The sequence below is a fragment of the Marinirhabdus gelatinilytica genome (assembly GCF_003353425.1).
Classification (GTDB): domain Bacteria; phylum Bacteroidota; class Bacteroidia; order Flavobacteriales; family Flavobacteriaceae; genus Marinirhabdus; species Marinirhabdus gelatinilytica.
Window position 1 is genome coordinate 16,581 of the sequence record NZ_QRAO01000009.1, and the last position, 17,920, is coordinate 34,500.

A 17,920-nucleotide genomic window follows, 5' to 3' on the forward strand; every position below is an offset into this window, starting at 1 on the left:
GTTCTAGTTGCTTACATTGTTAGTAAGTGTTATCGTACCGTAGTTCCCTATGTTAACTGTAGGGATGGTAGCATTGTACTTACTGTTTATCTCTTCAATAATTAGATTTGCTGTATAGGCATATCCACGTGGTGTTGGGTGTACACCGTCCAGTGAAAAAGCTCCACCTGTCACAAACTCATTTGTTAACAATCCAGCATCGTACGCCACGCCACCATTGGCAACTTGTGCCAAGGCACTGCGCGCATCTACGAAAGCCAAATCGTTTGCAGTGGCCAAGGTTACAATAGTAGTATTGTAGGCCTGTGTAGCCGTACTCACTCTATCTTGCTCTGTTCCTGTAAGTACAAATTGGTCTTGAAGCGGTACTGCCACACCAATAACTGAAAGAGGGTTTGAAGGATCTGCCAAAGCACCCAATACCGAAGAGGCCGTTAACACAACCAAGTCGTCGTTATTCGCTTGGCGTAATTGACCTAACAAAGCCGCAGTCTCGGCATCGATTCCTTGAGAGATAAGGATGTTTGTAACATCGGTTAAATCATCGTCAGTTATTGTTGGGAAGTTTACACCAGCGGTAAAGTTTATTTCACGCAATGCAGCTTCTTCCGGAGAAATGACTCCTGCTCCCACCAATAATGGTAATACTTGGTTATTGTACAAAGCAAATTGGGCATTTACAGCCGCAGCCGTAGCAGCATCCAATGGGATGGATTGTACCGGTACCGTAGTAAAGAATGGAATGGAAGTTACATCTGGTATATTAATCAAAACTCCACCAGAAGCTCCAGCCATCAATGCATTTACTTGATCGTTATAGACGGAAGCAAATACATTAGGGTCGGTAATATCATTGTTTCCATAGGTAGAAGGATCTAGGTTTCCAGTTTGGTCCACTCCTATTCCACCGCTGGTAGCATAACTCAAGATATCGTTATTACCGATCCATAATGCAAAAAAGGATGGATTTAATGAAACAGCATCTGCAAGTACCGTAGCACTACTACTTGTGGCTATACGACCATAATATGGATTTAGGGTGCTGTAACCTGGAGTCACTAAGTGAAAACTTTTGGCTCCTGGCACTCCCATATTGTTAAACGGTCCTGTTTCGCTTGTAGTAACCTCGGTAGTTGGGGTTCCGTCCAACACAACTGGGCCTAATGGCTCTCCGGTTGCTGGATCTGCCGGTAGGACAAATCTATTTTGAGCAACTTGTTCTCCATTAAGCAAGAGTCCTCCTAAGTTATCTGCCATTAAAGGTTGCGTAAACTCTCCTCCATCGGCAAAGGCTGCCTGTTGTGCAATAATGTTCGGGTAAGAGTTTTCTTGTCCCGTAATGTATAACGCACCATCTGCAAATCCTGCAGTTAGTGAGTTACCTACAGCTACAAAATTGCTCATGTCCGCATCTCCAGTGGTATAAAAACCTGGTTCATCTACTGGGTTGTCAAATTCTGGTTCACAGCTTACAAAACCAAGGGTTAGCAAGCCACCTAATACTATATATATTGTTTTTTTCATGTTCTTGATTTTTTTAAATTACATTTTATAGGTAATACCCAATCCCGGTGCAAAGGCACTAGACTTATAAGTTCCACCAAACGGGGCCACCTGTCCATTTTCGGTGTACCCTTCGTAGGTTGCATCAACTTCATTGAAGTGCAGGTATAGGAAAGAAGCATCTATTTGCAAGCTTTCTGAAACATTTACAGTAAGTCCTGCAGTGTACCCATTACTATCGTTTCTAGGAGTCTCTGGGGAGAAGAAGCCTTCAGCCACTGGAGATTCGTCAAAGTAGTAACCGGCTCTCAATGTAAACATATCTGTTGCGTCATATTGTAACCCAAAACGATATGTAGAGGCATTATTGTAATTTCTCGGATTTACTGAATCTGGTATATTTTCATCAGCAAAATCTAGGTCCAAGCTTTCGTATACATCCCAGAATGCACGGTTAAAGTCGAAAGCAAACAACCACTTATCGCAGAACTGGTAGGAAAGCCCTACGGTCATCTCGGCAGGGAGTGGTAGTGATGCGTCAAAAGTTGTATCGGCAAAAGGGGTCAATGGCGAGTTGGGTATATTTTCAAAATCTGCATCGCCATCCTCTGCGTCCAAAATAATCTCAGAACGGTAGTGTGCTCCAATGGTCAACTTTTCTGTAGGTCTGAACATAGCCCCTACGGTCCATCCCCATTCAGAAACTCCAGAAGCATCTACAGTCACCTCTGAACGGTTCCCATCCAAATCTGTCAATGTACGGTTCAGGTTTCGGTTAAAGTTTACAGAACCACTTACGTAAATGGGACCACCACCAACACTGAAATACTCGCTTAACTTAATGGAAACAGTAGGCTGTACAAAGATCGCTGCCAGGTCTATATTGTTCACCAGGTGAGATCCGGCCCAGTCGTCTTCATATTCCACAGTACTTCCGAAGGGAGTGTACACCCCAATACCAAAGGCCAGCCAATCTGTTGCTTGGTAAGAGCCGTACAGGTAAAAAGGAGTTCCCAAGGGGCTATCGGTCATTGCCGAAGCTCCGGTCTCAGTGTTCTGGTAGGCAACATCAGAAAATATTCCGAAGGCACCGCCAGTTATGCTCAATTTGTTCTCTAGGTATACTAAACCCGCTGGGTTAAAAAATACAGATTCGCTACTATTTACAATAGCAACACCTGTGTGTCCCATTGCCAAGGACTTGTTTCCTTGAAGGCTCACGCGATACCCTCCAGCATACGTTACTGCTGTTGCCAAGGCAAAAACAGAAAGGAGTAAAAGTTTCTTCATAATTTTTAGGGATTGTTTAAATTTTAGTTTTTCTATTTGTTAATTATATAATTTAGGTATGTAATTATACCGAAAATTTATCAATTATTATGCATACATAATAAATTGAACATTGCAATGTTATAAAAATTTGGTAACAATTTGGTAAAATTCGGAAGGATTTTCTGCATGCAACCAATGACCTGCTTTAGAAACCGTTGCTATTTCTGCCTTTGGGAAATGTTTTTTAATTAGAAGCTCGTCCATTTGCTCTATATATCCAGACTTTTCACCTCGCAAGAACAACGTGGGTCTATCAAAAAATGAATCTTTTGGTAGTGCCTTACCCACTTCGTCCACTTTTTCAGAAAGCACGGGCAGGTTGATGCGCAGTCCCAGTTTGCCTTTTTCTTTCCAATAAAGGTTTTTCAGTAAAAATTGCCGTGTTCCCATTTCCGGGATGTATGCTGAAAGCACTTTATCTGCCTCGCCGCGCGAGGAAATTTCAGTAAAATCCAAAGACGATAGCGCTTTTAAAATATCTTGATGGTGTTGCGGGTATGCCTTGGGAGCTATATCTGCCACCAATAATTTTGAGACCATTGTTGGGTGGTCCACAGCAAATTGCATGGCCGTTTTCCCACCCATGGAGTGTCCCAAAAGGATGCATTGCTCAATCTTGTGGTGTTGTAGATAGGCCAGTACATCATCCGCCATAAGCTCGTAGCCAAAATTACTCTCATGGAAACTGCGCCCGTGGTTCCGCTGGTCCACCAAATGTACTTGGTAACCCTCATCGGCAAACTGGCTTGCCAATGTTTTCCAGTTATCGCCAGAGCCCAAAAATCCATGCAGAATTATAAAGGGAGTACCTTCGCCTATTATTTGTGAATGCAGTATCATTTCAGTTTTGTTAAATAGTGTTGGATTACTTGTTCCAGACCTTGGTAAATAGCCTCACAGATAAGTGCATGACCAATGGAGACCTCCAGTAAGTGCGGCACATTCTCTTTAAAAAACTGGATGTTATGTAACGAAAGGTCGTGCCCTGCATTTACACCTAGCCCTAGTTTATTTGCCAATGTTGCACACTGCGCATAGGGCTGCACAGCTGTAGTGTTTCCAAGACTGTACTGGTGCGCAAATGCTTCAGTATAGAGTTCTATTCTATCGGCTCCAGTCTTGGCTGCTCCCTCGATCATCTCCAAAGAGGGATCTACAAAAATAGAGGTGCGTATCCCGTTGCGCTTCAATTCAGAAATAATTTCCTTTAAATATCCTTCGTGCTTTACGGTATCCCAACCCGCATTGGAGGTTATGGCATCTACAGCATCTGGCACCAAGGTGGCTTGGGTGGGTTTCAGCTCCAGCACTAGCTCCAAAAATTTGTCTATGGGGTTGCCTTCAATGTTATATTCGGTCGCAACTATTTGTTTTAAATCGTGCGCATCTTGGTATCTAATGTGCCGTTCGTCCGGTCTGGGGTGTATGGTAATACCTTGTGCGCCAAATTTTTCGGCATCCTTGGCCACCTGCACCACGTTGGGCATATTTCCGCCGCGAGCATTACGCAATGTGGCTATTTTATTGATGTTTACGCTTAATTTTGTCATATATTTTTATATTACAGCAAAAATACAAAGTTGCCTTTCGGTTTTAAAGGCATATTTTGAGTAATTTGCATAAAAAATAAATTGTTTTGAACACACAGCACTATATTATAAACGATGTTGAACCATTTCCTGTTTCGGCCAGTATAAAAGCCATACAGGAAACCTTTAACCAGCTTACCTACTCCCATCTTATTATTGAAAAAGATGGAGCGTTTTTGGGGTGTCTTTCTGAAACCGATGCACATTGCTTTGAGAGCGGTAAAACTGTTTCAGAGCACCAATATGCCCTGGAACCTTTTTGTGTGAGAAAGGAAACCCACTGGCTCGATATCCTAGAGGCGTTTGCCTTGCACAACAGTAACATAATGCCTGTGCTGGACGACAAGGAAAAATACCTTGGCTACTACGAGCTTAACGATATTATGCACTGCTTTAACGACACCCCATTCTTGAGCGAGGCAGGAGGGATAATTGTGGTTGAAAAGGGTACAAAAGACTACTCTTTTAGCGAGATTTCGCAAATAGTTGAAACGAACGACGCTAAGATCTACGGTACGTTTATATCGAAAAGTGACTCGAACACGGTGCAAATCACACTAAAGATAGGGCACCAAGGAATGAATGCCATTGTGCAAACCTTCAGAAGATATGGTTACACTGTTGTAAGCAACCATGAAGAGGATAAATTTATGGAGGACCTCAAGGAACGGTCCGACTATCTTGACAAATATTTAAACATATAGCGATGAAGATAGGCATTTACGGACAGTTTTACCATAAAAACTCCGAGCAGTATATCCAGATTATTCTGGATTCGCTCCGCAAAAAAGAACACGAAGTCCTTATTGAGGAGGATTTTATGGACATCATAAACCATAACGATGGCGTGGATACAACGTCACACTTTAAGACCTTTACCCAGCTGGATTCCAGTTACGACTTTTTCTTCAGTATTGGGGGCGATGGTACCATCTTAAAATCCATTACCTACGTTCAGGATCTTGACATCCCTATTGTAGGCATCAATACAGGGAGGTTGGGTTTTTTGGCCACCATCCAAAAAGAGGACATAGCCAAGAGCATTAACCAGATATTGCAGGGAGAATATTCAATCTCTGAAAGGAGCCTATTGCAACTCACCTCAGAACCCCACAACCCTGAACTTTCAAATTTGAATTTTGCCCTTAACGAAGTAGCGATAAACCGCAAGAATACCACCTCCATGATAAAGGTAGATACCGAGGTAGACGACAAATACCTAACCTCCTACTGGAGTGACGGTCTTATTCTCTCTACCCCAACAGGGTCTACAGGGTATTCGTTAAGCTGTGGTGGCCCCGTGATAGAACCCAGCAGCAAAAGTCTAGTAATCACCCCCATAGCACCCCATAACCTAAGCGCCAGACCTTTGGTACTACCAGATTCCAGCAAGATAACCTTACAAGTTTCAGGCCGTGAAAAATCGTATTTGGTGTCTTTGGACTCCCGCATTGCAACATTCACAAATAACACTCGTCTTACTGTACAGAAAGCACCATTTACCATCAAACTCGTGCAGCTGTTGGAGGACAGTTTTATAAAAACACTCCGAAAAAAGTTATTATGGGGCGAGGACAAGCGAAATTTGAAACAATAAAAACCTTTAAAATTTGTTCATGCACTGAGACAATTCCGCTTCCCGTATGGTAGAGCGGAGTTTATTGTTATATTTGCAAACTTTTTAAGGTATATGAAGTATTTCGCGACCGTTGTAATAGTGGTAATGAGTGCAATTTCAATAAAGGCCCAAACGTATGAAGTGGGCGGCTTTATAGGGGGAGCCAATTATATAGGGGACATAGGAAAAACCAGTTATATCTCACCAAACGATGTCGTGGTGGGAGGCGTTTTTAAATGGAACAGAAGTGCCAGGCACGCCTTTAGGGCTTCCGTATTGGTAGCAGGAATTAATGGGGACGACCTGGAGTCCAACGAATCCAGGAGGCAGGAACGCGGATATAGCTTTAAAAACACGATTACAGAATTTTCATTGGGAATAGAATATACTTTTTGGGAATTCAACATGTACCGTGGACAACCTGTTTCGGCCCCGTATTTATATACAGGGTTAACATTTTTTAATTACAACGCCCTATGGAAAAGATCTGGTAGCAGTGTGATTACCGAGTATGATTCGGCCGGTACATTTGCTATTCCCATGGTGGTAGGATATAAGACCACCGTAGGTACAAAACTGGTACTGGGACTGGAAATAGGAGCCCGCTACACCTTTACGGACGACCTCGATGGAAGTAACCCAGTGAAGGATCTAGCAGATGTTGAAAGCTTGAAATTCGGGAATGTGAACAGTGACGATTGGTATGTATTTACCGGGCTCACCCTAACATTTACCTTTGGAAGGAAACCTTGCTATTGCAATTTTTAATATGGATTTAAAAGCACAAATAGACCACGACAAACTCCCACGGCATATAGCCGTGATCATGGATGGGAATGGTCGTTGGGCTAAAAAGCAGGGGCTCTTTAGGACCATTGGCCACGAAAATGGCACCAAGGCAGTTCGTGAAATCGTGGAATGTTGTGCAGAGCTTAAAATAGAATACCTTACCCTCTATGCTTTTTCTACTGAAAATTGGAACCGTCCCAAACTAGAAGTAGAAACCCTGATGAAACTATTGGTGTCCTCTTTAAAGAAAGAGATAGAGACCTTGACCAAGAACAAAATTCGTCTCAACGCAATTGGCAATCTGGACGCATTGCCAAAAAAAGCCCGAACCGAATTGTTGGATGTAATAGAAAAAACCAAGAACAACCAGCACATGACCCTCACGCTGGCACTTAGTTACGGTTCCAGACAAGAAATTGTAAAAACCATCCAAGAGATTAGTCATAAAGTTAAAAATAACCTAATTTCGCCGTCTGAAATTGATGAGGCAACTATAAACAATCATCTTTACACCCGCGACCTGCCAGACGTGGATTTGTTGATACGCACCAGCGGTGAACAACGTATCAGCAATTTCCTATTATGGCAAATTGCGTATGCTGAATTGTTCTTTACAGAGACCCTTTGGCCAGATTATAGAAAAAACCATCTTTTTGAAGCAATATTAAATTATCAAAATAGAGAAAGAAGATTTGGAAAGACCAGTGAACAGCTTGAACAATAATCAATTATTGCGCACATACAAAAAGTTTATTTTGCCCCTCATAGTAGCAACACTATGGCTGGGCAGCCTCAACGCACAGCAAAAAGCCCTTGACAGCGGCAGAAAGCTCACCCTTAACAGCATAAAGGTAACCGGGAACCAAAGCTTTAACGAGCAAACCGTTATTGCTTTTACCGGGCTAAAAGAAGGTGATCGCCTCTATATTCCAGGCGAACGCTTAAGTTCCATCACCAAAAAATTATGGGACCAAAACCTCTTTAGCGATATTGCATTTTATGTTACCAATATCGAGGGCGACTTGGTAGATCTTGAACTTTACATCGTGGAGCTACCAAAGCTAAATGAAGTAACCATACAAGGAATCAGAAAAGGACAGAAGAAAGATATCATTAAGGATAACGATCTGGTTGCCGGAAAAAAAATAACCAAGAACCTACTTACCACTACAAAAAATTATATTAAAGACAAGTTTAAAGAAGACGGTTTCTACAACACCCAAGTAACTATTAGTACAACACCCTATATAGATACCCTTGGTGTTGAAGTGGGCCAGAATATGCTCATAAATATCGATAAGAACGACCGTGTAAAGGTTTCCAGTATTACGTTTGAAGGCAACGAAGCATTGAGCAACGGTAAACTGCGCAGGGCCATGAAAAAAGTAAAGCGCCGAAACTTTCTTCGTTTTTGGAAAATGTCTAAGTATACCGATGAATTTTTTGCAGAAGATAAAGCGAACATCATAAAAAAATATAAATCCAATGGATACCGTGATGCACGAATTGTTAGTGACACATTGGCTCTAAATGAAAATGACGATATAGACCTCACGCTCAATATTGAAGAAGGGAAACGCTACTACTTTGGTGACATTCGTTTTATTGGAAACAGTAAATATACCGATGGACAATTGCGCCAGTTATTAGGTATAGAAAGAGGAGAGCCCTATAATGGCATCTTACTGCAAGAACGCATTGCTGACGATTCTGACCCTGACGCAAACGACCTTACCAACCTATACCAGAACAATGGATACCTCGCCGTAAACATCAACCCCGTAGAGGTTGCCGTGAGACAGGACACCATAGATTTTGAAATACGGATTATTGAAAGAAACGAGTTTTATTTTGACCATATCACCGTTGTAGGTAACGATAAAACGAACGACCACGTAATATACCGTGAGCTACGTACCCGTCCTGGACAAAAATACAGCAAGCGAAATGTTGTAAGAACGATTCGTGAACTGGGGCAACTAGGGTATTTTGATGCAGAGCAACTGTCTCCCAATTTCAAGTTTGTAGACGAGAACAATGGTCTTGTAGACCTAGAATACAGCGTTGTTGAAAGAGGGTCTAGCCAGATAGAACTTCAAGGTGGTTATGGCGGCGGTGGCTTTGTAGGGACTCTAGGATTGTCCTTCAACAATTTCTCCTTACGCAATATTTTCAACAAAGAGGCCTACAAGCCCTTGCCTATGGGTGACGGTCAAAAATTGGCACTTAGGGCACAGGCGAGTAGCTTTTACCAAACATACAGCCTCTCGCTTACCGAACCTTGGTTGGGCGGCAAAAAACCCATTCAGTTAAGTACATCTTTTTCGCATACTATTCAGTATTTGTACAATTTCCAAACACGCGAAGTGGACAAGGATCGCCGTTTTCTTATTACTGGAGGTTCTGTTGGATTGGCAAAGAGATTACAATGGCCGGACGATTATTTCCAGCTTTCACAAGCCGTAAGCTTTCAGCACTATAACCTGAAAAACTATAACACGGGATTGTTCACCTTTGGAGATGGATACTCCAACAACTTGGCGTACACCATAGGCTTGAGTCGAAACAATACGGCAACAAACCCAATATATCCTACACAAGGATCTTCCTTTAGTTTATCGGCTAAACTTACATTTCCGTATTCAGCGTTCAACGGTGTGGATTATGACGACCTTAGGGACGAACGCGATGGCCTAGAGGATTTCTTAGCTAATAACCCTTCAGATGTAGACGCTAGAGAACGAATCGCCGAAATAGATCAAGAGCGTTTCAATTGGCTGGAATACTATAAAATAAAATTCTCCGGAGATTGGTATACTACCCTTGTAGACAAACTGGTCTTGAGGACCAAGACAGAGTTCGGTTTCTTGGGAGCCTATAATAACGATCGTGGCATCCCACCTTTTGAGCGTTTCTTCGTAGGGGGAGATGGTCTTGGAGCCTTTAGTCTGGATGGTCGTGAAGTAATACAGTTACGAGGATATCCCAACCAATCACTTTCAGATAACGACGGAAATACCATTTACAATAAATTTTCGTTAGAAGTACGGTATCCTATCACCTTAAAGCAAGCAGCATCTATATATGTGCTAGGTTTTGTAGAGGGCGGAGCGGCTTACGATGGATTTAGGGACTATAATCCATTCAGCATTAGTAGGTCTGCTGGCGCAGGATTACGTATATTTATGCCCGCATTTGGTTTATTGGGGATAGATTTTGGATACGGATTTGACCCAATTTTAGGCGGTAACGGCCCTAATGGGTTAGAAACACACTTTATAATTGGACAGCAATTTTAAATTGGCACGATATTTTCTTAAACAACAACCAACAGTTATGAAAACACTAAAATTACTTTCAATCTCTTTGGCTTTTTTAAGCATCTCTTTTGCCGCGCAAGCACAACGAGGGGTGCGCATAGGCTACATTGATATGGAATACATTCTTGAGAGTGTTCCAGAATATCAAGAAGCTGCCACACAGCTGGACGGTAAAGTACAGCGTTGGAAAGCAGACATTGAAAAAATGAACAAGGAGATTGACCAAATGAAGCTCAATCTTGCAAATGAACGCGTCCTTCTTACTAAAGAACTTATTGAAGAACGTGAAGAAGAGATAAAGATCCTTGAAGATGAAATGATAAAGTACCAGCAGGATCGTTTTGGCCCCAATGGAGACTTGGTGATACAACGCAGGCAGTTGGTACAGCCCATCCAAGACCAAGTGTTTAACATTGTACAAGAAATAGCCGAAGCAAAAAAATACGATTTCATTTTTGACAAATCTGCAGACGTAGTAATGCTCTTTGCAGCAAAACGAAATGATATTAGTGAAAACGTACTCCGAAGCATTAACCGCTCCAACAAGCGTAAAGAGGTAACCACCCGTAAAGAGAAAAGAGAGCTGGAAAAACGCGAGAGCCTTAACGAGGAGGAAGAAAAAGCAGTGACCCAGCGGGAAGAGGCAATAGAGAACAAAAAGAGCGAACGTGAGGCGGCTATGCTGGAACGAAAGAGAGTTAGAGACTCTATTCGCCAAGTAAAAAGAGAAGCGTTCCAAAGAAAGCGTGACAGCCTACTACAGGTAAGGAAACGTAGACAGGATTCCATTAAAAATGCCAGAAACGGAGGCACATCCGCTCCCCCAACCGGAACCGAGAACAACGGTGAAGGTGAAGGCGAAGGCGAAGGCAACGGAGGTAAATAACAAAAACCCACAATCTATAATAACACTTAATTAAATTTAGAAACAATGAAACACTTAAAATTAATAGCAATTGCAATCGTACTATTTGTTGGTACTACAAGCCTTACACAGGCACAGAGCACTATCGCTCACATTAACACCCAAGAGTTGGTAGAAGCTATGCCAGAAATGAAAGCGGCCCAGAGCCAACTGGAAAAGCTGAAAAAAACCTACGACACACAGTTGAAGGATATGTACAAAGAGCTTGAAACAAAAGCAAAACAATTTGATGCCGAAGCGGCAACAAAAACGGACGAAGAGAACGCAAAGCGTGTAGAACAAGTTCAGGGTATGCAACAAAATATCCAGGCGTTCAACCAGCAGGCTATGCAGGACCTTCAGAAAAAAGAAGTAGACATCTTGCAACCTATTCTTGACAAAGCACGTCAAGCTATCCAAAAAGTAGCTCGTGCACAAGGTATCCAGTATGTATACGACTCTACACCAGGAGGAGGATTACTTTTGGCAGACGGTAAAGACCTTCTTGCAGATGTTAAAAAAGAATTGGGAATTTAATCTTTCCTTGAACAAATTTTTTAAAGCTCGCCCTGTGGCGGGCTTTTTTGTTTTGGTATCTTTAGCATAATGAAAAAAACGGCTCCCATAGGCATTTTCGATTCTGGTGTTGGAGGGACTTCCATTTGGAAGGAAATCCACCAATTGCTACCCAACGAAAACACTATTTACTTGGCTGATAGTGCCAACGCCCCCTACGGCAACCGATCCGAAGCCGAGATCGTGAGCCTGAGCATAAAAAACACCGAAAAACTAATATCGTTAGGCTGCAAGATTATTGTAGTGGCATGTAACACCGCTACTACAAATGCGGTAGATATTTTACGCAAAAATTACGAAGTTCCCATTATTGGGATAGAGCCAGCCATTAAACCTGCCGCCCTACAAACACAATCCAAAAGTATAGGGATTTTAGCCACCAAAGGAACCTTGAGCAGCGCACTGTTCCATAAAACGTCTGAAGCTTTTACAAAGGACATATCGGTTATAGAAATTGTAGGTGAAGGATTGGTTCCCTTAATTGAAAAAGGAGCCTTAGAGAGCCAGGAACTGAAAGAGTTATTAACCAACTACACTGCACCTATGCTAGCTGCAAACATAGACTATCTGGTCTTGGGCTGTAGCCACTACCCGTACCTTATCCCAAACTTGAAAAAAATACTCCCACCAACCGTAACGATAATAGACTCTGGTGAGGCCGTAGCCAAGCAAACCAAAAAAACCTTAGAAAAGATAGAGTTGCTTTCAGAAGAGAACAAACAACCCTCACTACAATTCTATACCAATACCGAAATTGATACGCTCACGTTTTTATTGAAAGCGTATTCCAAGAACATTTCTATCCAGCAAAAAGAATTTTAACTAAAAAAGGCCAACAAATCCTTCTTCTTCGAGGGACTTACCATAATCTCCTTACCTGTGGAAAGTACCACGCTACCACCTTTTCCTTTTTTATATTCAGTAATGGCATTTACGTTTACCAAGTAACTTTTGTGTACGCGGGCAAAGCCATTTTCTTTGAGCAATTCCTCGAAATACTTTAGGGTCTTGCTTACCAGTTTCTTTTTATCGCCTATGTAAATGTGGGTATAGTTATCGTCTGCTTGGCAGTACAGGATATCTGCCACGGTAAGCACCTCAAAACCATTTTGTACAGGAATGGTGATTTTTCCGGTCACTTGGGAGGCCTTAGGCGTGAGTACTGTATTCTCCAGGGCATTTTCCTTGATTTTTATCTCGTGCACGTAATCTACAGCGTCTATAAGTTTATCAATATCTACCGGTTTAAGCAAATAATAGGATGCATGGGCATTTAGCGCATCTATGGCATAATGGTTATAAGCAGTCACAAAAACAGTCTCGAAGGCACGGTCCCCCACCTTGTCCAAAAGATCGAAGGCGTTGCCATAGGGCATCTCTACATCCAGGAAAACCAAGTCCAGTTCATTGTTGCGTATAAGCACCAAGGCTTCATCCACATTAGCGGCCTCGCCCACTACTTCAACTTTTGGGCAGTATTTTGCCAAGTAATTCTTCAGGATTTCCCGGCTGGTCTCTTCATCTTCAACAAGTAGGGTACGTAAATTCATACTATTGTTTTAATCTTTTTTCAGGGTTAGCACTACTTTGGTTCCTTCTTCATTATCAAAAACATTTTGTACTGCCACATCAACCTTGTCCTTGTACATTTCATTCAAGATGGAAATACGCCTTTGTATGTTCCCCATTCCCTTGCTTTTTTGTTTCTTCTGGTTCTCGGTCTTTAGGGCTTTCGATTTTTTTCGGCCTATCCCGTCATCGGTAATGGTTATGGTCACTGTTTCAGTATCTGTTTGTTTAAAATCTATGCTCAAATGTCCTTTTTCTTCCTTGTAGCGCAGCCCGTGCCATACGGCATTCTCTACATACGGCTGCAGCAGCATGGGCGGGATTACAAATTCTGAAATTTTTAGGTTTTCGTCTACCGTAATTTCATGATCAAATTTGTCCTTAAAGCGGAAATGTTCCAACTTCACATACAGTTCCAGTAACTCAATCTCTTTGCTAAGGGGAATAAAATCCTCGTCGCTATTTTCAAGCACGTTGCGCATCAACTGTGAAAATTCACTCAAATACTTATTTGCAGCGCGTTCGTCACTCATAGCAATAAAACTATTCACCGAATTCAATGCATTGAAAATAAAGTGCGGATTCATTTGTGTTCGTAACGATTTTAACGCCAAGGCATTGTTGGCAAATCGTTGCTGCTTCACACTTTTGTATTGGGTATAGGCAGCGAATAACAATAACATCGCCACCAAGACCAACGAGCCAATGACCCATTGCTGCACCTTGTTGTTCTTTTGGATGAGTTCTTGGTTCTCGAAAGCGAGTTTATACCGGCTCTCGTTGAGTTCGCGTTCGTTCTCGAGACTGGTAATTCGGTTTTGCTTTAATGCAATTTCTTTGTTGAATCTTGTAGCCTGCGACAATTCCTGCTCCTTTTTTATATACAACTCATCCACAACAGCAACGTAACGTTCGTAATTTTCGGCCGCTTTTCCAAAATCGCCTATCCCTTTATATACTTCAGAAAGCTTACGGGTGGCATCTTTTTCTACCACAAGATCGTTATTTGCTTCGGCCTCGTTTATACTACGTTCCAAATACGGTATAGCTTCATTGTATTTATCCTGGGCTATGTAAGCGTTCGCAATATAATAGTTTTGCCGCTGCGGGGTAAGTGGAGAGCTTTCTTTGCTATTTGTAGCTATCGTATCGGTCTCAATATCTTCCAGTTCGTCCAATGTTTCGGAACGCAACCGTATCTCTTCATCAAAATTTTGGTTTCTGTTGTAAAAATCGGCTACTTTATTTTTTTCCTCAACAGCCCGTTTTGGATTTTCCTTTTTTGCGAGGGTTAGCGAATTATCGAAATACTGCGTAGCTTCTGCTACCGCCCCACTCTCAGAATAAGCTTCAGCGATCTTCGAATTGAGATCGGTAATTTTTGGTGTAATCAAATGTTTTTGTGCCACGCTCAAGCCTTTCTGGTAGTTGGCCACGCTATTCGGGGCATCATTGGTAGCCTTATAGTTATCTCCCAGACCTTCGTACACCACTACTTTTTGGTAATTCCCCAGTTTTGAATCAAGGAGCTCCTTATATGCCGAGATACTCTCTTGGTAATTGCGGTTGCGCATAAAGGCCTTTGCAAGTTTAATACGTCTATCTATGGTGTTCTTCTCTGAAATGCTTCGCTTAAAATTATCAATCGCCAGATCGGGTTGCCCCCAATGAATGTTAATATCTCCAAGGGTCTCAAAAGCGATGGCAGTTTGTTCCTTACTGGCCGAAGTTCCCCCAAACGGTTGTAAGGCCTTGGTAACATAACCTATACTCTTTGCGGCATCGGTCTTCAAAAAGTAATTTGCAGAATCTATATAGGTTTTAAAAAGCGTACTGTTGGAGGTGCTTCTATCCTTAGCAGTGGTTACAGGATACGGCTCCTCCTCGGCCTTTTGCACCCTAACCGTAATGTCCTGCTCGTCCTTTATGGTATAGTATACGGTTTTAAAGGCGTCGCTCTTTATGGTAAGCTCGTCTCCTATTTCTGCTGAAATTGAAAATTGACCGCCCGCATTGGTAGTGGTGTATTCACCATCATCGGTCTCCACGTTTACCTTTGCAATGGGTTTGTTGGTATCATCTTCAACCACGATACCCTTGAGGACAAATGAACGTGCAGATTTTTTTCGAACCTGAGCCGAAGTGGCAAACAAGCCGAAGAAAAGTGCCAATATTAAAAAGGTATATCTCATAAAATATTGAAAGTGTAAACATACGTATTGTAACCCAGTTGAAAAAACAGCCGTTTGTTCAAAAAATGTAATTCAAGACCTGAAATAGTGCCGTAGCTAAAATACCACTACGTTTCCCTCATTCATAACGCAGCTTGGCTCATTTTAGTTTTTTCTGAAAAAAAGATCCTTGTAGGTTTAACCCAAATTATAAAGATTACGACTATGAAAGCTATCAAAAAAATTACAGTCTTGATGTTTACTTTTGCCACTCTGGCATGTAACGCTAATTCTGAAAAAAACATTTCAGAAACCACTCCAAAGGAAACCCTTACCGAAACAGGACAACAGTACATTAAAGTAGCCCTCTTGCTGGACACCAGTAATAGTATGGATGGGCTTATAGACCAAACCAAGGCCCAGCTCTGGGAAATCGTAAACGAACTGTCCCACGCAAAATGCCAAAGCGAACGTCCTAACCTACAAATTGCCCTGTACGAATATGGTAACGATGGGCTTAGTGAGGCCAAGGGATATCTCAGAAAAGTAATTTCTTTTACGGACGATTTGGATACTGTTTCAGAAAAATTATTTTCCCTAACCACTAACGGGGGTAGTGAATACTGCGGAACCGTCATAAAAGCATCTACAAACGAATTGGACTGGGGCACCAATCCTGACGATCTTAAAATGGTGTTTATTGCCGGAAACGAACCCTTCACACAGGGAAAAACATATTTTAAAGATGCTATAGCAGATGCCAAGGAAAAAGACATCGTAGTAAACACGATTTTTTGTGGTGACTATAACCACGGTGTACGCTCTAGTTGGAAAGAAGGGGCCATCTTGGGCAAAGGGGAGTATATGGCTATAGACCATAATCAGCATACGGTACATATCGCCTCTCCATACGATGATATTATCTTGCAACTCAATGTTAAGCTAAACGCTACCTACGTCCCGTACGGGCGAGGAGGGAGAAAGAGAGTACAGTTGCAAAAGGAACAGGACAAGAACGCACAAGGCTACGGAAAGGCAAATGCGGTTAGCAGGACGATATCAAAAAGCTCCCACCTATACAAAAATACATCATGGGATCTCGTAGATGCAGAAGCTGAAGAGGATTTTAGCTATGAAAAGATTGAAGAAGAAGATCTCCCTGAATCACTCCGTGGTAAATCAATGTCTGAATTAAAAGCATATATCGAAAAAATGAAGCAAGAAAGAAACCAGATAAAAGAAGAAATTGCCCTATACAATAAGAAGCGAAAAGCCTATATAGACACCACAAAAGAAAAAGCCACCAATCCACTTGAGAGTGTCATGCTCAAAGCCATTAAAAGGCAGGCCAAAGAAAAAAACTACACTTGGAACTAGCACTAAAAAAAGCCCCAGTTGGGGCTTTTATATTTCTATCTTATCTACCTCTCGGTCTTAACATACCATTGTAGCGCATATCCTGGTTCCAGGATCTACCAACCCTACCATCAAAAATACTGTACCCCAAGGTAATCTGGTGAAACCCTCCAGCATCAAAGCGTACGGTTCCTGTTTGGTAAGAATAGGTATAAGCAAAAAGAAATTTCTTATAATTAATCCCTAGTACAGGAGTGATATACTGCAGATTTTGATCTTGAATTTCTTGACCATCTAGGAATTCTGCGCCGTCAAAGCTTCTTCTATAGGAAATTCCTCCCCAAACTCTGGCAAAATCGAGTTCCTTGAAAACCTTGGCATTAATATCAATAACCTGCTCTCCAGTTCTTTCTTTCCACTGAAGCAATAATGAGGGCTCAAGAGCCCAACTTCCTCTTGATGGTATGAAGAAATAATTCGCACCCACTATATAAGATCGCTGGTTGTTGGGTTCAAACTCTTCTGAATTCAATCTTCTATTTCTGAAAAGTAGGTTCTTTACCGTAACGTGTGCCGAAAAATAACCCACGTTATATGATGCACCCGTATCTACATTTAAATAAGAACTACTTTGTACAATCCCAGCAATGATAGGGTCAAAATCATTTGGGTCAAATTGCGTCTCGTCCAATTTCGATTGAATAAGTCCTGCGCTCAAACCAAATGAAACCTGGTTTAGATCACCACTTCCTCTTCCAAGTTTAATGTGGTGAGCATACGTTAAGTATCCCCCAGTTTGCGAATGGAAACCATTTTTATCATTAAAAATAATAGCTCCTATACCAGATTTCTCGCCTAACCTAGTATTAAAACTTAATGTTTGGATATTTGGAGCATCGTCTTGGTCAAACCATTGTTGTCTGGCTGTCAATCTTAATTTACTATAGTCTGCCGCACCGGCCATTGAGGGATGCAATAGATATAAGTTATCTGCAAAATAATCTGAATAAACAGGTATCCCATCTTGAGCAAATAAGAATGGGGATGTAAGCAGTGCAAGTAGTAGGTAAGTTTTTTTAAACTTCATAATTTTAATAGCTATCGTTTTAGGGTAAAGTGCCCTCTAAATTCCTTTTGTGTACCGTCCTCGGTGTACTCCACCACGAACCAGTAATCGCTCGATGGCATCGGGT

The 17,920-nt window shown here is 41.8% G+C and carries 16 protein-coding genes; 9 read left to right on the plus strand and 7 right to left on the minus strand.

The window, feature by feature from the left end; translation table 11 throughout:
• Window positions 1-3: 3 nt before the first annotated feature.
• From C8D94_RS14790 to C8D94_RS14805, 4 genes are all read right to left on the minus strand, one after another.
• Window positions 4-1,524, minus strand: a complete 1,521-nt coding sequence (locus C8D94_RS14790; protein WP_115124750.1) for an SGNH/GDSL hydrolase family protein — start codon at window positions 1,522-1,524, stop codon at window positions 4-6.
• A gap of 18 nt (window positions 1,525-1,542) precedes the next feature.
• Window positions 1,543-2,793 carry an OmpP1/FadL family transporter gene (locus tag C8D94_RS14795; RefSeq protein ID WP_115124751.1) on the minus strand — a complete coding sequence of 417 codons (1,251 nt, stop codon included), beginning with the start codon at window positions 2,791-2,793 and terminating at the stop codon, window positions 1,543-1,545.
• Window positions 2,794-2,913: 120 nt separating this feature from the next.
• Window positions 2,914-3,675, minus strand: a complete 762-nt coding sequence (locus tag C8D94_RS14800; protein WP_211308926.1) for an alpha/beta fold hydrolase — start codon at window positions 3,673-3,675, stop codon at window positions 2,914-2,916.
• Window positions 3,672-4,385 carry a pyridoxine 5'-phosphate synthase gene (locus C8D94_RS14805; RefSeq protein ID WP_115124752.1) on the minus strand — a complete coding sequence of 238 codons (714 nt, stop codon included), beginning with the start codon at window positions 4,383-4,385 and terminating at the stop codon, window positions 3,672-3,674. Before C8D94_RS14805 ends, C8D94_RS14800 begins: the two co-directional genes overlap by 4 nt.
• Before the next feature lie 86 nt (window positions 4,386-4,471).
• On the opposite strand from C8D94_RS14805, the gene C8D94_RS14810 reads away from it, so the two are divergent.
• From C8D94_RS14810 to murI, 8 genes are all read left to right on the plus strand, one after another.
• A complete protein-coding gene (locus C8D94_RS14810; RefSeq protein ID WP_115124753.1) occupies window positions 4,472-5,128 on the plus strand; it encodes a CBS domain-containing protein in 657 nt (218 codons plus the stop codon).
• 2 nt (window positions 5,129-5,130) lie between these two features.
• Window positions 5,131-6,021: an NAD kinase gene (locus C8D94_RS14815; protein ID WP_115124754.1), complete on the plus strand. Its 891-nt coding sequence runs from the start codon at window positions 5,131-5,133 to the stop codon at window positions 6,019-6,021.
• 93 nt (window positions 6,022-6,114) lie between these two features.
• Window positions 6,115-6,810: a type IX secretion system protein PorG gene (gene porG / locus C8D94_RS14820; protein ID WP_115124755.1), complete on the plus strand. Its 696-nt coding sequence runs from the start codon at window positions 6,115-6,117 to the stop codon at window positions 6,808-6,810.
• 1 nt (window position 6,811) lies between these two features.
• Window positions 6,812-7,555 (plus strand): isoprenyl transferase, encoded by a 744-nt coding sequence (locus C8D94_RS14825; protein ID WP_115124765.1) that lies wholly within the window; start codon window positions 6,812-6,814, stop codon window positions 7,553-7,555.
• Window positions 7,524-10,130, plus strand: coding sequence for a BamA/OMP85 family outer membrane protein (locus tag C8D94_RS14830; protein ID WP_394340217.1), 2,607 nt, complete (start codon window positions 7,524-7,526; stop codon window positions 10,128-10,130). The genes C8D94_RS14825 and C8D94_RS14830 overlap by 32 nt, the downstream gene beginning before the upstream one ends.
• Window positions 10,131-10,167: 37 nt before the next feature.
• Entirely contained in the window at window positions 10,168-11,037 is an 870-nt protein-coding gene (locus C8D94_RS14835) for an OmpH family outer membrane protein (protein ID WP_115124766.1), read from the plus strand.
• Window positions 11,038-11,082: 45 nt separating this feature from the next.
• Window positions 11,083-11,592 carry an OmpH family outer membrane protein gene (locus C8D94_RS14840; protein WP_115124757.1) on the plus strand — a complete coding sequence of 170 codons (510 nt, stop codon included), beginning with the start codon at window positions 11,083-11,085 and terminating at the stop codon, window positions 11,590-11,592.
• 69 nt (window positions 11,593-11,661) lie between these two features.
• Window positions 11,662-12,453, plus strand: a complete 792-nt coding sequence (gene murI, locus C8D94_RS14845) for a glutamate racemase (protein WP_115124758.1) — start codon at window positions 11,662-11,664, stop codon at window positions 12,451-12,453.
• On the opposite strand, the gene C8D94_RS14850 is transcribed toward murI, so the two are convergent.
• Both C8D94_RS14850 and C8D94_RS14855 read right to left on the minus strand, forming a co-directional pair.
• Window positions 12,450-13,181, minus strand: coding sequence for a LytR/AlgR family response regulator transcription factor (locus C8D94_RS14850; RefSeq protein WP_115124759.1), 732 nt, complete (start codon window positions 13,179-13,181; stop codon window positions 12,450-12,452). The genes murI and C8D94_RS14850 overlap by 4 nt on opposite strands.
• Window positions 13,182-13,190: 9 nt before the next feature.
• Window positions 13,191-15,392, minus strand: coding sequence for a histidine kinase (locus C8D94_RS14855; protein ID WP_115124760.1), 2,202 nt, complete (start codon window positions 15,390-15,392; stop codon window positions 13,191-13,193).
• A 204-nt stretch (window positions 15,393-15,596) separates the two neighbouring features.
• Here C8D94_RS14855 and C8D94_RS14860 point away from each other — a divergent pair, with 204 nt between their 5' ends.
• A complete protein-coding gene (locus tag C8D94_RS14860) occupies window positions 15,597-16,748 on the plus strand; it encodes a VWA domain-containing protein (RefSeq protein WP_115124761.1) in 1,152 nt (383 codons plus the stop codon).
• A gap of 40 nt (window positions 16,749-16,788) precedes the next feature.
• Here C8D94_RS14860 and C8D94_RS14865 read toward each other — a convergent pair whose 3' ends face one another.
• Complete coding sequence (locus C8D94_RS14865; RefSeq protein WP_115124762.1) at window positions 16,789-17,814, minus strand: PorP/SprF family type IX secretion system membrane protein; 1,026 nt, start codon at window positions 17,812-17,814, stop codon at window positions 16,789-16,791.
• Window positions 17,815-17,920: the final 106 nt, after the last annotated feature.

Bases quoted from the DNA above. Each gene is read 5' to 3' on its own strand.
- C8D94_RS14800 (WP_211308926.1), bottom strand. From the start codon at position 3,675: ATGATACTGCATTCACAAATAATAGGCGAAGGTACTCCCTTTATAATT.
- porG (WP_115124755.1), top strand. From the start codon at position 6,115: ATGAAGTATTTCGCGACCGTTGTAATAGTGGTAATGAGTGCAATTTCA.
- murI (WP_115124758.1), top strand. From the start codon at position 11,662: ATGAAAAAAACGGCTCCCATAGGCATTTTCGATTCTGGTGTTGGAGGG.
- C8D94_RS14790 (WP_115124750.1), bottom strand. From the start codon at position 1,524: ATGAAAAAAACAATATATATAGTATTAGGTGGCTTGCTAACCCTTGGT.
- C8D94_RS14855 (WP_115124760.1), bottom strand. From the start codon at position 15,392: ATGAGATATACCTTTTTAATATTGGCACTTTTCTTCGGCTTGTTTGCC.
- C8D94_RS14815 (WP_115124754.1), top strand. From the start codon at position 5,131: ATGAAGATAGGCATTTACGGACAGTTTTACCATAAAAACTCCGAGCAG.
- C8D94_RS14835 (WP_115124766.1), top strand. From the start codon at position 10,168: ATGAAAACACTAAAATTACTTTCAATCTCTTTGGCTTTTTTAAGCATC.
- C8D94_RS14825 (WP_115124765.1), top strand. From the start codon at position 6,812: ATGGATTTAAAAGCACAAATAGACCACGACAAACTCCCACGGCATATA.
- C8D94_RS14860 (WP_115124761.1), top strand. From the start codon at position 15,597: ATGAAAGCTATCAAAAAAATTACAGTCTTGATGTTTACTTTTGCCACT.
- C8D94_RS14865 (WP_115124762.1), bottom strand. From the start codon at position 17,814: ATGAAGTTTAAAAAAACTTACCTACTACTTGCACTGCTTACATCCCCA.
- C8D94_RS14805 (WP_115124752.1), bottom strand. From the start codon at position 4,385: ATGACAAAATTAAGCGTAAACATCAATAAAATAGCCACATTGCGTAAT.
- C8D94_RS14795 (WP_115124751.1), bottom strand. From the start codon at position 2,793: ATGAAGAAACTTTTACTCCTTTCTGTTTTTGCCTTGGCAACAGCAGTA.
- C8D94_RS14850 (WP_115124759.1), bottom strand. From the start codon at position 13,181: ATGAATTTACGTACCCTACTTGTTGAAGATGAAGAGACCAGCCGGGAA.
- C8D94_RS14840 (WP_115124757.1), top strand. From the start codon at position 11,083: ATGAAACACTTAAAATTAATAGCAATTGCAATCGTACTATTTGTTGGT.